This is a genomic window from Geomonas edaphica (genome assembly GCF_004917075.1).
Classification (GTDB): domain Bacteria; phylum Desulfobacterota; class Desulfuromonadia; order Geobacterales; family Geobacteraceae; genus Geomonas; species Geomonas edaphica.
In genome coordinates, this window is sequence record NZ_SSYB01000005.1 from 207,345 (window position 1) to 222,013 (window position 14,669).

12 protein-coding genes are annotated in these 14,669 nt (G+C 63.1%); all 12 read left to right on the forward strand.

Annotated elements, in window-relative coordinates; translation table 11 throughout:
* The first annotated feature begins 2 nt into the window (after positions 1 to 2).
* The gene (locus E8K79_RS16715) at positions 3 to 1,520 is read left to right on the forward strand and encodes a UDP-N-acetylmuramoyl-L-alanyl-D-glutamate--2,6-diaminopimelate ligase (protein WP_136515727.1); all 1,518 of its coding nucleotides are present in this window, start codon (positions 3 to 5) and stop codon (positions 1,518 to 1,520) included.
* A 169-nt stretch (positions 1,521 to 1,689) separates the two neighbouring features.
* Positions 1,690 to 3,099 carry a UDP-N-acetylmuramoyl-tripeptide--D-alanyl-D-alanine ligase gene (locus E8K79_RS16720; protein WP_136515728.1) on the forward strand — a complete coding sequence of 470 codons (1,410 nt, stop codon included), beginning with the start codon at positions 1,690 to 1,692 and terminating at the stop codon, positions 3,097 to 3,099.
* Positions 3,099 to 4,175: a phospho-N-acetylmuramoyl-pentapeptide-transferase gene (mraY, locus tag E8K79_RS16725; protein WP_136515729.1), complete on the forward strand. Its 1,077-nt coding sequence runs from the start codon at positions 3,099 to 3,101 to the stop codon at positions 4,173 to 4,175. Before E8K79_RS16720 ends, mraY begins: the two co-directional genes overlap by 1 nt.
* Positions 4,176 to 4,198: 23 nt before the next feature.
* Positions 4,199 to 5,563 carry a UDP-N-acetylmuramoyl-L-alanine--D-glutamate ligase gene (murD, locus tag E8K79_RS16730; protein WP_136515730.1) on the forward strand — a complete coding sequence of 455 codons (1,365 nt, stop codon included), beginning with the start codon at positions 4,199 to 4,201 and terminating at the stop codon, positions 5,561 to 5,563.
* Positions 5,564 to 5,595: 32 nt separating this feature from the next.
* On the forward strand, positions 5,596 to 6,663 hold the full coding sequence (gene ftsW / locus E8K79_RS16735; RefSeq protein WP_198419399.1) for a putative lipid II flippase FtsW: 1,068 nt from the start codon (positions 5,596 to 5,598) through the stop codon (positions 6,661 to 6,663).
* Positions 6,660 to 7,739, forward strand: a complete 1,080-nt coding sequence (gene murG / locus E8K79_RS16740; RefSeq protein WP_136515731.1) for an undecaprenyldiphospho-muramoylpentapeptide beta-N-acetylglucosaminyltransferase — start codon at positions 6,660 to 6,662, stop codon at positions 7,737 to 7,739. The genes ftsW and murG overlap by 4 nt, the downstream gene beginning before the upstream one ends.
* 184 nt (positions 7,740 to 7,923) lie before the next feature.
* Positions 7,924 to 9,309, forward strand: coding sequence for a UDP-N-acetylmuramate--L-alanine ligase (gene murC / locus E8K79_RS16745; protein WP_136515732.1), 1,386 nt, complete (start codon positions 7,924 to 7,926; stop codon positions 9,307 to 9,309).
* Positions 9,306 to 10,211 carry a UDP-N-acetylmuramate dehydrogenase gene (gene murB, locus E8K79_RS16750; protein WP_136515733.1) on the forward strand — a complete coding sequence of 302 codons (906 nt, stop codon included), beginning with the start codon at positions 9,306 to 9,308 and terminating at the stop codon, positions 10,209 to 10,211. Before murC ends, murB begins: the two co-directional genes overlap by 4 nt.
* 24 nt (positions 10,212 to 10,235) lie before the next feature.
* A complete protein-coding gene (locus E8K79_RS16755) occupies positions 10,236 to 11,153 on the forward strand; it encodes a D-alanine--D-alanine ligase (protein WP_136515734.1) in 918 nt (305 codons plus the stop codon).
* Positions 11,154 to 11,242: 89 nt separating this feature from the next.
* Positions 11,243 to 12,067, forward strand: coding sequence for a cell division protein FtsQ/DivIB (locus tag E8K79_RS16760; protein WP_136515735.1), 825 nt, complete (start codon positions 11,243 to 11,245; stop codon positions 12,065 to 12,067).
* Positions 12,068 to 12,082: 15 nt separating this feature from the next.
* Positions 12,083 to 13,321 (forward strand): cell division protein FtsA, encoded by a 1,239-nt coding sequence (gene ftsA / locus E8K79_RS16765; protein ID WP_135868487.1) that lies wholly within the window; start codon positions 12,083 to 12,085, stop codon positions 13,319 to 13,321.
* Positions 13,322 to 13,432: 111 nt separating this feature from the next.
* The gene (gene ftsZ, locus E8K79_RS16770; protein WP_135868486.1) at positions 13,433 to 14,587 is read left to right on the forward strand and encodes a cell division protein FtsZ; all 1,155 of its coding nucleotides are present in this window, start codon (positions 13,433 to 13,435) and stop codon (positions 14,585 to 14,587) included.
* Positions 14,588 to 14,669: the final 82 nt, after the last annotated feature.

Genomic DNA, 14,669 nt, shown 5'->3' on the forward strand with positions numbered 1-14,669 from the left:
GCATGAAACTGAAAGAATTGCTGGCCTGTGTTCCGGGAGCCAAGGTGACCGGAGACGACGCCATGGAGATAACGTCGCTTTGCTACGACTCGCGACAGGTGGCGCCAGGCGCCGCCTTCTTCGCCCTGCGCGGGGTGAAGAGCGACGGGACGGAGTTCGTGGAAGCCGCTGTAAAAGGGGGGGCGGTCGCAATAATTGCGGACCGCCCCTGCGCCGTTGCCGGGGCCGTATGCGTCGAGGTCCCGGATGCCCGCCGCGCCATGAGCCTCATGGCCGCAATTTTCTACGGTACCCCGACCGGGAACATACCGGTCGTCGGCATCACCGGCACCAACGGCAAGACCACCACCACCTACCTCGTTGAAGGGATCATGGCTGAGGCGGGGATCCCCGCGGCCGTCCTCGGCACCATCAGCTACCGCTTCGGCGCGACCGACATCCCTGCACCGAACACCACGCCGGAGTCGGTCGACCTGCAGAAGATACTGCGCGATCTGGTGGACCAGGGCGCGCAGGGGGCGGTGATGGAGGTCTCTTCCCACTCGCTGGAGCAGCACCGCGCCGACGGCTGCATCTTCGACGTCGCCATCTTCACCAACCTGACCCGCGACCACCTGGACTACCACCTCGACATGGAGTCCTACTACAAAAGCAAGCTGCGCCTCTTCACCGACCTCCTCGCTCCGAGTGCCCACAAGCCGCTCAGGCGCGCCGTGGTGAACCTGGACGACCCCTACGGTCCGAGGATCGCCGCCGAGGCGACCGCACCGGTCCTCACCTACTCGGTGAACGGCCCGGCCGACCTCTCCGTCGCCGAGGTGGATTTCTCGGTGCACGGCATCCGCTGTCGCCTCCAGTCGCCGGTGGGCGAGATCAACATCGAGTCCGACCTCCTGGGGCGCTTCAACCTGTACAACATCCTGGGCGCGGTCGGGGCGGGTCTTGCCCTTGGCATCCCTAAAGAGGCGATCGAGGCGGGGATCCGCGCACACAAGAAGGTGCCTGGACGCCTCGAGCGGGTCGCGAACGACCAGGGGATCATCGTGCTCGTCGATTACGCCCACACCGGCGACGCCCTGGAGAACGTCCTTTCCACCATCTCGGAACTGAAGACGGACCGGATCATCACCATCTTCGGATGCGGCGGCGACCGCGACAAGGGGAAGCGCCCGGTGATGGGAGAGATCGCGGCACGCTACAGCGACCTGGCCGTAGTCACCTCGGACAACCCGCGCACCGAGGACCCGGCGGCCATTCTCGTCGACGTGAGGGCGGGGATCACGCCTTTGCACCTGAAGGAGTACAGCCTCGAGGAGTTGGAGGGGGGCTTCCGCGAGAAGGGGTTTGCCACCATCGAGTCCAGGCGCACCGCGGTGCGCGCCGCGATCCTCGCGGCAAAGCCTGGCGATATCGTCCTTCTGGCCGGCAAGGGGCATGAGGATTACCAGATCGTCGGGACGGAAAAGTTCCACTTCGACGACCGGGAGGAGGCCGCAGCTGCGCTGCGGCTCAGGAAGTAGCAGTAGCAAAAAAAGGTTCCCTTTTCCCTTATTTTGCGGCACATTAGTCGTTTTCCCGCGCTTGGGAAAAGCAGTTCGCGGTGCAGGAACCGTAAGCCCTGAGCACCATTGGAAAAGGGGCGAATCAAGGGCGCATGACGCCCGGCAGTAAAAGGAAACCAGGATCCGGATGTCGATATTCACGCTGTATGAAATAGCCGAGGCAACCGGCGGCAGGCTGATCGGGGAGGGGGGCATGGACGTCTCCGCCGTCTCCACCGACTCGCGCAAGGTCGCTCCCGGCGAACTGTTCGTGCCGCTCGTAGGAGAGCGCTTCGACGGTCATGACTTCATAAATCCCGCCGCCGTCCGCGGCGTCACCGCTTTCCTCGCCTCCGAGGCGTGGCTCGCCGCTAACCCGCTTCCCGCCGGGTGCAGCGCGGTTGCCGTCAAGGACACCCTGCGCGCCCTGGGCGACATGGCCGCCTTCCACCGGCGCCGCTTTGATCTCAAGGTGGTCGCGGTTACCGGCAGTAACGGCAAGACGACCACCAAGGAGATGCTCGCCCGTATCCTCGCCCAGACCGGCCCCGGTCTCAGGACCGAGGGGAACCTGAACAACCTGATCGGTCTTCCGCTCACCCTGTTCCGCTTGACCGGCCGCGAACGCTGGGCCGTCGTCGAGATCGGCATGAGCGAGTTCGGCGAGATCGACCGCCTGGCCGAGATCGCCGACCCGCAGGTGGGGATCATCACCAACGCCTTCCCGGCGCACCTTGAGACCCTTGGAAGCGTCGAGGGGGTGGCGAAGGCCAAGGGTGAGCTTTTCCTGCGTCTGAAGCCCGGGAGCGTCGCGGTGTACAACGTGGACGATCCCCTCGTCTCCGCCTGCCCGACCCATCTCAACGTCACCCGGCTCACCTTCGGTCTCAGGGGGGCGGAAGTCTCCTCGGCCGAGATCAAGAGCCTCGGGAAGCTCGGGGAAAGCTTTACCCTGAGGCTCCCCGACGGCGAGCTGCCGGTGACCCTGAAGGCCTTCGGCCGCCACAACATCTACAACGCGCTTGCCGCGGCCGCTGCGGCGCACGCGCTCGGTGTTCCGGGCGAGGTGATCTGCCGTGGGCTCGAGGAGTTCACCCCATACGACAAGCGTTTCCAGCTCGAGGATGTGGCCGGCGTCACCCTGATCGACGACAGCTACAACGCGAACCCCGCCTCCATGGCGGCGGCACTCACCACCCTGCATGAGCTTTCCGCGGGGGGAAGGTGCGCCGCAGTGCTGGGAGACATGCTGGAACTTGGGCTCGGCACCGAGGCGGCGCACCGCGAGTTGGGCGCCAAGGCCGCGGCGGCAGTGGAGCGCCTCTATCTGCTGGGCGAGCTTGCCGCCGAGATCAAGAAAGGTGCCCTTGAGGCCGGTCTTCCCGCCGAGCGCGTTATGCATGCGCAAAGCCACGAGGAAATTGCCGGGGAGCTGCTCAGCTGGCTCGAGCCCGGCGACTGCGTCCTTTTCAAGGGGAGCCGCGGTATGAAGATGGAAAAGGTGGCGGCAGCGGTAAAACAGGCGCTGGCACCCGCGACGCAAGGGGGGCATGACTGATGCTTTACCATCTGCTGTATCCGCTTGCCGCGGACTACCGGCTTTTCAACGTTTTCAAATACCTGACCTTCCGCACCATCTACGCCATGATCACCGCGCTGGTGCTTTCTTTCATCGTGGGGCCGTGGGTGGTCAGAAAACTCGAGGGGCTGCAGGCGCGCCAGGTGATCCGTACCGACGGCCCCGAATCGCACCTGAAGAAGCAGGGGACCCCCACCATGGGCGGGGTGCTGATCCTCGTCTGTATCGTCGTCCCGACCCTCTTGTGGGCCGACCTCACCAACATCTTCATCTGGCTCACCCTGCTCATCCTTGGGGGGTACGGCGTGCTCGGCTTCGTCGACGACTACAAGAAAGTCGTCGAGAAAAACCCGAAGGGACTGTCGCCGCGCCAGAAGATGTTCTGGCAGGTGATCCTCGCAGGCGGCGTCGGCATCTTCCTCTACAACCTCCCCGGGTTCTCCACCGAAGTTTACTTCCCGTTCTTCAAGAGGCTGCACCCGGAACTGGGCATCCTGTACATCCCGTTCGTCACCCTGGTCATCGTCGGCGCGAGTAACGCGGTGAACCTGACCGACGGACTCGACGGCCTCGCCATCGGTCCCGTCGCCATCAACGCGGCCACCTACCTCCTCTTCTGCTACATCGCAGGTAACGCACGGCTTTCCGGCTACCTGCAGATCCCGTACGTGCCGGGGGCAGGGGAGCTCGCCGTTCTTTGCGGCGCCATGGTCGGCGCGGGGCTTGGCTTTCTTTGGTACAACGCCTATCCCGCCGAGGTCTTCATGGGGGATGTGGGCTCGCTCTCGTTGGGGGGGGCGCTCGGCACCCTGGCCGTTCTCACCAAGCAGGAGATCCTCCTCGTCATCGTTGGGGGGGTCTTCGTGGTCGAGGCGTTGTCGGTCATCTTCCAGGTGGGGTCGTACAAGTACCGCGGCAAGAGGATCTTCCGGATGGCCCCGATACATCACCACTTCGAACTGAAGGGGGTCGCTGAGCCGAAGATCATTGTCAGGTTCTGGATCATCACCATCATCCTCGCGCTGGTCGCCATCTCGACCCTGAAGATGCGCTAGCTTCCGGAGATAAAGAAGGTCATATGGATTTAAAGGACAAGAAAATACTGGTGGTAGGTCTCGCGAAGACCGGCGTTGCCGTGACCCGCTTCCTTGCGGAGGCCGGGGCGCAGGTGACCATCACCGACATGCGCGACGACGAGGCGTTGAAAGACGTCCTCGCCGAACTCGCCGACCTCGATCTCTGCCTGGAGCTTGGGCGTCACGTTCCCTACAGCTTCCTCATGGCCGACCTGGTCGTCGTCTCCCCCGGCGTCCCGATGGACATCAAGCCGCTCGAGATGGCGCGGGCCCAGAGGCGCCGCGTGGTCTCCGAGGTGGAGCTCGCCTCCTGGTTCATCAAGGCCCCGATGGTCGCCATCACCGGGACCAACGGCAAGACCACCACGACCACCCTCACCGGCGAGATCTTCAAGGGGTGCGGCTTCGACACCTTCGTCGGCGGTAATATAGGCAACCCGCTCATCGAGCTCGCCATGAGCGGTGCCGAGGTCGAGCGCGTCGTGGTCGAACTCTCCTCCTTCCAGCTCGAAGGGATCGAGAGTTTTCGCCCGCATGTGGCCGTCCTTTTGAACCTGACCGAAGACCACCTGGACCGCTACCACAGCTTCCAGGAGTACATCGACGCGAAGCTGCGCATCTTCGAGAACCAGGGTGCCGACGACTATGCCGTCCTGAACATCGACGACCCGCTGGTCGCGGCATGCGCGGGGAAACTGAAGGCGAAACTCTTCCCGATGAGCCGCTTCCATGAGCTCGAGGAAGGTATCAGCTACCGCGACGGCTTCATCACCTTCGCCCACAACGGCAAGGTGCTCCGCTTCGGCACCGAAGGGTTCCGGCTGAAGGGCGTGCACAACCTCGACAACATCATGGCGGCCATGGCCTCCACGCTCCTCATGCGCTGCGACGGCGAGTGCGCCTACCAGACCGTGAAGAGCTTCAAGGGGCTACCGCACCGCATGGAGTTCGTCGAGGAAGTGAACGGCGTCGCCTACTACGAGGACAGCAAGGGGACCAACGTCGGGAGCGTGGTGAAATCGCTTGAGAGCTTCGACTCCGGCATCACCCTGATCGCCGGCGGCAAGGACAAGGGGGGCTCCTACGAGCCGCTCGCGAAACTCGTCTCGGAGCGGGTTAGCCACCTGGTGCTGATTGGCGAGGCGAAGGAGCGCATGAAGGAAGCGCTCGGCCACCTGACCGACACCCGTTTCGCCGAGACCCTGGAGGAAGCGGTGGACATGGCGCACAGGCTGACCGAGCCCGGCGGCGTGGTGCTCTTCTCGCCCGCCTGTTCCAGTTTCGACATGTTCAAGAACTACGAGGAGCGCGCCAACTGCTTCAAGGCTGCGGTACGCGCGGCTAAAAAGGAGGAGACCGGAGCGTGAAGCGGCTGGAGGGGTACGACATCATCGTGCTTATGATGGCGGTGATCCTCACCTGTTTCGGTGTGGTCATGGTCTACTCCGCGTCTTCCGTGATGGCAGCCAAGAGGTTTCACGACGGCTTCTTCTTCCTCAAACGGCAGTCCCTCTACGCGCTGATCGGTTTCATCGGCATGGGGCTTGCCATGCACGTCGACTACCACGTCTGGAAGAAGTACGCCGTGCCGCTCTTTCTCGGCACCTTCGTGCTTCTCCTTCTGGTCTTCGTGCCGGGTATCGGAGGCACCGCCAAGGGTGCGTCGCGCTGGATCCGGCTTCCGGGCTTCAACTTCCAGCCCTCGGAGCTCGCCAAGGTGGCGCTCATCATGTACATGGCCTACTCGCTGGAGAAGCGCCAGGACAAGCTAAAGCAGTTCACCACAGGTTTTCTTCCCTACATGCTGATCCTGGGGATGTTCATCGTGGTCCTGCTCGCGCAGCACGACATGGGTGCCGCGCTCACCATGTTCGCGGTCGCCATCATGATGCTCTTCGCCGCGGGGACCAAAGTGCAGTACATCCTCGGGATGGGGCTCGTAGCACTTCCCGGCGTCTGTTACCTCGTTTTCACCAAGGCTTACCGGATGCGGCGCATCACCGCCTTTCTCGATCCCTGGCAGGACCCGACCGACGCCGGCTTCCAGATCATCCAGAGCTGGCTCGCCCTCGGCACCGGCGGCTTCTTCGGGCAGGGGCTAGGCGAGGGAAAACAGAAACTCTTCTACCTTCCCGAGGCGCACACCGACTTCATCCTCTCCGTGCTCGGCGAGGAAATGGGGTTCATCGGCGTGATCGTGATCGCGTCGATGTTCCTTTTGCTGGTGCAAAGAAGCATCCGTGTCGCCATCGCCGCCGAAGACAGCTTCGGGCGTTTCCTCGCCTTCGGCATCTCGGTGCTTTTGGGACTCGAGGCATTCATCAACATGGCAGTCGTCACCGGCCTTCTCCCGACCAAGGGGATCGCGCTGCCGTTTTTAAGTTACGGCGGCAGTTCGCTGATCATCACGCTCTGCGCGGTCGGCGTGCTCCTTAACGTTTCCACCAGGACCAGGGGGGCGGTATGAGGCTGATCATCGCAGGAGGCGGCACCGGGGGGCATCTCTTCCCGGGGATAGCGGTGGCAGAGGAATTCCTCTCCCGCAGCCCGGAGAACGAGGTTCTCTTCGTCGGCACCGAGCGCGGCATCGAGGCGCGCCTTCTGCCGAAGCTCGGATACAAGCTGGAGCTCATCTCCGCGAGCGGCATGAAGGGGATGGGGACCGTCAAGAAGCTCATGAGCGCCGGGCGCCTGCTTTACGGCTACTCGCAGTCCAGAAAGATCCTGAAGGAGTTCCGTCCCGACATGGTGCTTGGGGTGGGAGGGTACGCATCGGCCCCGATCCTCCTCGCCGCGAAGGGGATGGGGATCAGGCGTTTCATCCACGAGCAGAACGCGTTTCCGGGGCTCACCAACAAGGTTCTGAGCCGCATCGTGGACGGCATCTTCATCTCCATGGAGGAGGCGGCCGCGTTCTTCCCGAAGGGGATCACCCAGATGACCGGCAACCCGATCCGCAAGGAGATCCTCTGGGGCTTTCAGGAGCAGCGGGAGCGCGAGGCCGGCGACGCGTTCAGCATCCTCGTTTTCGGCGGTAGCGCCGGAGCGCAGCGGATCAACAGCGCCATGCTGGAGGCGCTTCCCTTCCTCGAGTCGGTGAAGCACAAGCTGCGCATTACGCACCAGACCGGCGACAAGGACGTAGCGCGGGTGCGCGAGGGGTATCAGGGGCAGGGCGTCCAGGCGCAGGTACTCTCCTTCATCGACAACATGTCCGCGGCCTACGGTGCCGCCGACCTGGTCATCTGTCGGGCTGGGGCCACCACCATCGCAGAGGTGACCGCCTGCGGCAAGGGGTGCGTCTTCATCCCGTATCCGTACGCAGCCGACGACCACCAGAGGAAGAACGCCGAGTCGTTGGTGCACAAAGGCGCCGCGCGCATGGTCCTCGAGGAGGATCTTTCCGGCGAGCGGCTCGCGGCCGAGATCAGTGATCTTATGGAGCACCCGGAAAAGGTGGCCGAGCTGGAGAAAAACGCCCGCTTCCTGGCCCAGCTAGACGCCGCCCAGGCGATCGTCGCGGCCATGACGGGGAGAGGCTAGAGACCGTTCAGCGTTCTGCGTTCAACGTTCGAGACTGGATGTCCCTCCGGCAAAGGATGTCGAAGCGGCATCACTTTAAATGACCAGGTTAAGATCAGGCCGTCAGGAAGCGGCCGAGCGAAGCAAATGAATAAGGCGAACGTTGAACGCTGAACGTTGAACGTCCTCCGGTTAAGGAGTTTCTGTGTACGGAAAGATAGAGAGGATACATTTCGTCGGCATCGGCGGCATCGGCATGAGCGGCATCGCCGAGGTGCTCTTGAACCTGGGTTACAAGGTCTCCGGCTCCGACCTGAGAAGCTCGGACACGACGCAGCGCCTTGAGAGCCTTGGCGGCGAGATCTTCATCGGCCACGCGGCCGAGAACGTGGCCCAGGCGGACGTCGTGGTCATCTCGAGCGCGGTGCACGAGGACAACCCCGAGGTTATCGAGGCGCACCTCAAACTGATCCCGGTCATCCCCCGCGCGGAGATGCTCGCGGAACTGATGCGCATGAAGTACGGCGTCGCAGTGGCCGGCACCCACGGCAAGACCACCACCACCTCGATGGTGGCGACCCTCCTCGCCAAGGGGGGGATCGACCCGACCATGGTGATCGGCGGCAGGCTCAATTCGCTCGGTAGCAACGCGCGCCTGGGCCAGGGACAGTTCCTCGTCGCCGAGGCAGACGAGTCCGACGGCTCCTTCCTGCTCCTCTCTCCGACCATCGCCGTCGTCACCAACATCGACGCCGACCACCTCGACTTCTACAGCGGCATCGAGGAGATCAAGGACACCTTTGTAGAGTTCATCAACAAGATCCCCTTCTACGGGCTCGCCGTCCTCTGCCTCGATAACGGCAACATCGCCGACGTCCTACCGCGCGTGAAGAAACGCTTCACGAGCTACGGCCTGTCGGCCCAGGCCGACTTCCGCGCCACCGACGTGCGCCTCTCCGGGTTCTCCACGAGTTTTGTGGCGCACCACAAGGGGGTGAGGCTCGGGGAGATCATCTACTCGATGCCCGGCGCGCACAACGTGCTGAACGCACTTGCATCCATCGCGGTCGCCATGGAACTCGACATCCCGTTCGAAACCATCCAGGAAGGGTTCAAGGCCTTCGGAGGGGTCGGGCGCCGCTTCTCGCTCAAGGGCGAGGTGAACTCAATCAAGGTGGTTGACGACTACGGCCATCACCCGACCGAGATCCGGGCGACGCTCGCCGCAGCCAAGGCAGGCTTCGCGGAGAACCGCCTGGTGGTCGTGTTCCAGCCGCACCGCTACTCGCGCACCAAAGAGCTCTTCGAGGACTTCGTCAAGGCGTTCCACGATGCCGACGTCCTGATCCTCACCGACATCTACGCGGCCGGCGAGGCCCCGATCGAAGGGGTGACCGCCGAGGCGCTTGCCGCGCGCGTGAGGCGCCACGGCCAGAAAGATGTCACCTGGATCTCGGACCGCGACAAACTCTGCACGCACCTGGAAGGCGTCCTCGCACCGGGCGACATCCTGCTCACGCTTGGCGCCGGCAACGTCTGGCAGATCGGTGAGGCGATGCTGGAGCGTCTGAAGGCAACGGGGGACAAGTGACCTGGTCGCGCGCCGATCTGGAGCGGGTGGCTGAAAGGGTCCGCGGCAGCGTCCTGTGGGACGAGCCGATGTCCCGGCACAGCTCGCTCAGGGTGGGCGGGCCGGCCGACCTCTTCCTCGAACCCGCCGATCAGGATGACCTGAAAGCGGCAGTGGAGGCGCTCCTGGAAGGTGGGATCCCCTCCATGGTGGTCGGCGGCGGATACAACCTGCTCGTGCGCGACGGCGGCATAAGGGGGTGCGTCATCTCCCTCAAGCGCCTCGACACCATGACCCAGATGCCCGGAGCACGACTCGAGGTGGGGGCCGGCGTCACCAACCAGGCCCTTACCCGCTTCGCTGCGGAAAACTGTCTGGGAGGCATCGAGTTTCTCTGCGGCATCCCCGGGAGTTTCGGCGGTGCGCTCACCATGAACGCCGGTGCAAACGGCAGCGAGACCTTCCTGCGGGTCGAGTCGCTGACCACGATGCGCGGCGGCGAGGTCCTGGTGAGAAAAGGGACCGAGGCGGAGTACGGCTACCGCTACCTGAAGCTTGAGCCGGGTGAGATCGTCCTCGGGGCGAGGCTCAGGCTGGAGCCGGAAGAGCGCCGCCTGATCGAGGCGCGCATGCAGGAGTACATCGCCAAGCGCGGCGGGCAGCGTGTCGGCTTCCCAAACGCGGGCTCCTTCTTCAAGAACCCTCCCGACGAAAACGCCTGGCGCCTCATCGACCAGGCGGGGCTGCGCGGCAAGACGGTAGGCGGAGCACAGGTCTCCGAGGTGCACACGAACTTCCTGGTGAACCGCGGCGACGCCCGGGCCGCCGACTTTCTCACCCTGGCCGCTTTTATAAAGCTCCGGGTCAAAGAGGAGAGCGGCGTCGAACTGGAAGAAGAAGTGAGGATCGTCGGAGAAGGGTAGCGAATAGGAAAAAGGAATCAGAGCATGACCATAGATGAGCTGAAAACCAAAAAGATCGCCGTGCTGCTGGGGGGGCTTTCCGCCGAGCGCGAGGTGTCCCTCAATAGCGGCAAGGCCGTGCTCGCATCCCTGCAACGTCAGGGGTACGACGCCGTCGGCATCGACGTCGGGCGCGACCTCGCCCAGCGCCTTGCCGAGGAGAAGGTGGAGCGCGCCTTCATCGCCCTGCATGGCCGCTTCGGAGAGGACGGCTCGGTCCAGGGGCTCCTCGAACTCATGGGCGTTCCCTACACGGGCTCCGGCGTGCTCGCCTCGGCGCTGGCCATCGACAAGGTCGCGGCCAAGGTTATGTTCGCAGCGGCGGGGCTCAAGCTTGCTCCCTACCAGGTGCTGCGCCGCGGCGAGGAACTGAAGCTCGAGAACCCGCTTCCGGTCGTGGTGAAGCCCTCCAAGGAGGGGTCGTCGGTCGGCGTCAGCATCGTGAAAGAGCCCGGGCAGATGGAGAAGGCGCTGGAAGAGGCCTTCCGCTACGACGCCGAGATCCTGATCGAAGCGTTCATAAGCGGCAAGGAGGTTCAGGTCGGCATCCTGGACGGCCGTGCCATGGGCGCCATCGAGATCGTCCCGAAAAACGAGTTCTACGACTACGAGGCTAAATACACCGACGGCGGCGCCGAACACATCCTCCCCGCCCGCCTGCCGGAGAACGTGTACCAGGCGGTTTTAAAGGAAGGCGAGAAGGCGCACGCCGCTCTCGGGTGCGACTGCTACAGCCGCGTCGACTTCTTGGTGAACGAGAAGGGCGAATGCTACCTCCTCGAGGTCAATACCCTGCCGGGGATGACCGACCTGAGCCTCTTGCCGGAGATCGCCCGCGGTTCCGGGATTGATTTTGACCAGTTGGTGACGCGCATCCTGCTCGCCGCGTCGCTCAAGATTTAGACGGAAAAATTGGGATTGAGATTCAGTCCCGTAAGCTGAAAAGCCGTTGTCATGCAGTGCATTGAAATTAAATTCGAACGGTAATTGCCATGCGCGATCTTCACACCAAAAAACAGCGGATACCCAACAACAGGGTCAAGAAGCCGCCCAAGCAGCGCAAACCGATCAACTGGACTCCCATCCTCAAATGGCTCTCCAGGGGGATCGGCGCCTCGGCCGTCTGCGCTATCGTCGGGTTCGGTGGCTGGAAGGCCTACGGGGTGGTATCCCGCACCACGCTCCTGCGTCTCGAAACGATCGAGGTCTCACAGCTTAAAAAGGTGAGCCGGGACGAGCTAATCACGTTGGCCGGGGTCCGCCCAGGCGATTCGATGCTCGGGCTCGACCTCAAGGCCGTCATGGCCCGCCTCGGGAAGAACCCCTGGCTGGAACAGATCCAGGTGCGCCGTTACTTCCCGCACACCCTCTCCATCACCGTTGCCGAGAGAACGCCGGTCGCGGTAGCCAACGTCGGCTGCCTCTATTACCTGGACGACAAGGGCGTTCTCTTCAAATCGCTGACCGAGGGCGACCGGCTCGATTACCCGCTCATAACCGGGATCACCGAGGAAGAGCTGGCTCAGGACCCGAAAGGGACCCAGGAGGCGCTCAAGAGCGCGCTGCAGCTCATCGGCACGCTCAAGTCCGGCAGCGTCTTCAGCCTCGCCGACATCTCCGAGATCCACTACAGCAGGGGGTACGGATTCACCCTCTTCACCATGCAGGGGGGGATCCCTGTGAAACTCGGCAACGGCGAGTTCGGCGACAAGCTGGCGCGCCTGTCCCGCATCTACGGCGACCTGAAAACGCAGATGCAGGCTTTGGATTACATAGACCTCGATTACATCGACAAAATCATAGTTAAAAAAGTGTAGGAAAAGGGGGGGAGTATGTCTGCAACAAGAAGGGATAACCTGATCGTAGGCCTCGACATAGGCACAACCAAGATCTGCGCCATCGTCGGCAACGTCACCGAAGACGGCATCGACATCGTCGGCATCGGCACCAGTCCTTCCAAGGGGCTGAGAAAAGGTGTCGTGATAAACATCGAGAGCACCGTCTCCGCCATCAAGAAGGCGATCGAGGAGGCCGAGCTCATGGCGGGTTGCGAGATCAAGTCGGTCTACGCCGGTATCGCCGGCGGGCACATCAAGGGTTTCAACTCCCAGGGTGTCATCGCCATCAAGAACCGCGAGGTCTCTCCCGAGGACGTGAAGCGCGTGATCGAGGCAGCCAAGGCGATCGCCATCCCGATGGACCGCGAAGTGATCCACATCCTCCCCCAGGAATTCATCATCGACGACCAGGACGGCATCCGCGAGCCGCTCGGGATGAGCGGCGTCAGGCTCGAGGCGAAGGTGCATATCGTCACCGGTGCCGTGGCGAGCGCGCAGAACATCGTCAAGTCCTGTAACCGCGCCGGTCTCGAGGTAGCCGACATCGTCCTCGAACAGCTCTCCTCCTCCGAGGCGGTCCTTTCCGCGGACGAAAAGGAGCTCGGCGTAGCTCTCGTCGACATCGGCGGCGGCACCACCGACATCGCCATCTTCGTGGACGGCGCCATCAAGCACACCTCGGTGCTCTCCCTTGGCGGCAACCACCTGACCAACGACATCGCGGTAGGTCTCAGGACCCCGATGGCCGAGGCCGAGCGCATCAAGCAGAAGTACGGCTGCTGCCTCTCCTCCATGGTCGGCAAGGACGAGACCATCGAGGTGCCGAGTGTCGGCGGCAGAAAACCGCGCATCCTCTCCCGGCAGCTTCTGTGCGAGATCCTCGAACCCCGCGTCGAGGAAATCTTCACCCTGGTGAACCGCGAGATCGTGAAGAGTGGCCTCGAGGACATGATCGCCTCGGGCGTCGTCATCACCGGCGGCTCCACCATCCTCGAGGGGATGCCGGAGTTGGCCGAGCAGATCTTCAACCTCCCGGTGCGCCGCGGCCTGCCGCAGCGGATCGGCGGGCTCACAGACGTCGTGAATTCACCGGTTTACGCGACCGGCGTGGGCCTTGTCGTCTACGGCTCGAAGAACGTCGGGGTTCACGAATTCCCGACCCAGCAAAGCGACGAGACCGTCTTCCGCAGGGTGAGCCGCAGGATGAAGGACTGGTTCGGAGAATTCTTCTAAAAAAGCACAATATGTAGTGCTTTTGGGCTTCCATTCTCTACATAAACGTAGTATAAAACCGGCTAATATTTTAACGCCGCCGGGGGGCGCGCTAATAAAGGGGGGTAGTTCATGTTTCAGTTCGATGAAAGCATCGACCAGAGTGCGAAGATAAAGGTGATAGGCGTTGGTGGTTCCGGCGGGAACGCAGTCAACACCATGATGGCAGTGGGCGTCACCGGGGTCGACTTCATCGTTGCCAATACCGATGCCCAGGCGCTCAGGATGTCCAAAGCGCCGGTCAAGATACAGATCGGCACCCAGCTCACCAAGGGACTCGGGGCGGGGGCGAACCCGAACGTCGGCCGCGAGGCCGCCCTCGAGGACAAGGAGAAGGTGAACGAGGCCCTCAAAGGCGCGGACATGATCTTCGTCGCAGCGGGCATGGGCGGCGGCACCGGCACCGGCGCAGCCCCGATCATAGCCGAGATTGCTCGCGAGCAGGGCGCGCTCACCGTGGGTGTCGTGACCAAGCCGTTCACCCGCGAAGGGCGTCAGCGTCTCGCCAAGGGCGAGGACGGCATCAAGGAACTGAAGAAGCACGTCGACTCCCTGATCGTGATCCCCAACGACAGGCTCCTCGGCCTTGCCGGCAAGTCCATGTCCATCCTCGACGCCTTCAAGCCCTCGGACGACGTGCTGCGCCAGGCGGTGCAGGGCATCTCCGACCTGATCACCCAGTCCGGTCTGATCAACGTCGACTTCGCCGACGTGAAGTCGATCATGAGCGAGCGCGGCATGGCCATGATGGGCATCGGCCTTGGCAACGGCGAGAACCGTGCCGTCGACGCAGCCCTCAAGGCGATTTCCAGCCCCCTGCTTGAAGACATCGACATCTCCGGCGCTAAAGGCGTCCTGGTCAACATCTCCGGCTCCTCCGCCATGACCATGGACGAGTTCGACGCGGCCAGCAAGGTGATCCACGAGAAGGTGCACGAGGACGCCAACATCATCGTCGGTCTTGTCATCGACGAGACCCTGGGCGAGACCATCAAGGTCACCGCGATCGCCACCGGTTTCGGCGACCGTTTCGACCTCGACAAGGGGCGCCACGAGATGAAGAACGTGAGCTCGCTCGTGAAGCCGCAGCCCGAGATCAACCGTGAGATCCCGACCTTCATCCGTGAGAAGCATCAGCGCGAGACCGTGAGGCAGCAGCGCTCCTTCATGATGGACGACGAGGACCAGTACGATATCCCGACCTTCCTCAGGAAGTCCGTCGACTAGCTTCAGGCACAGCCAAGGCAATGAGGCCCGGCCCCCGCAAAGGGAGCCGGGCCTTTTTTTCATCCGGCGATTAGGGAGGGAG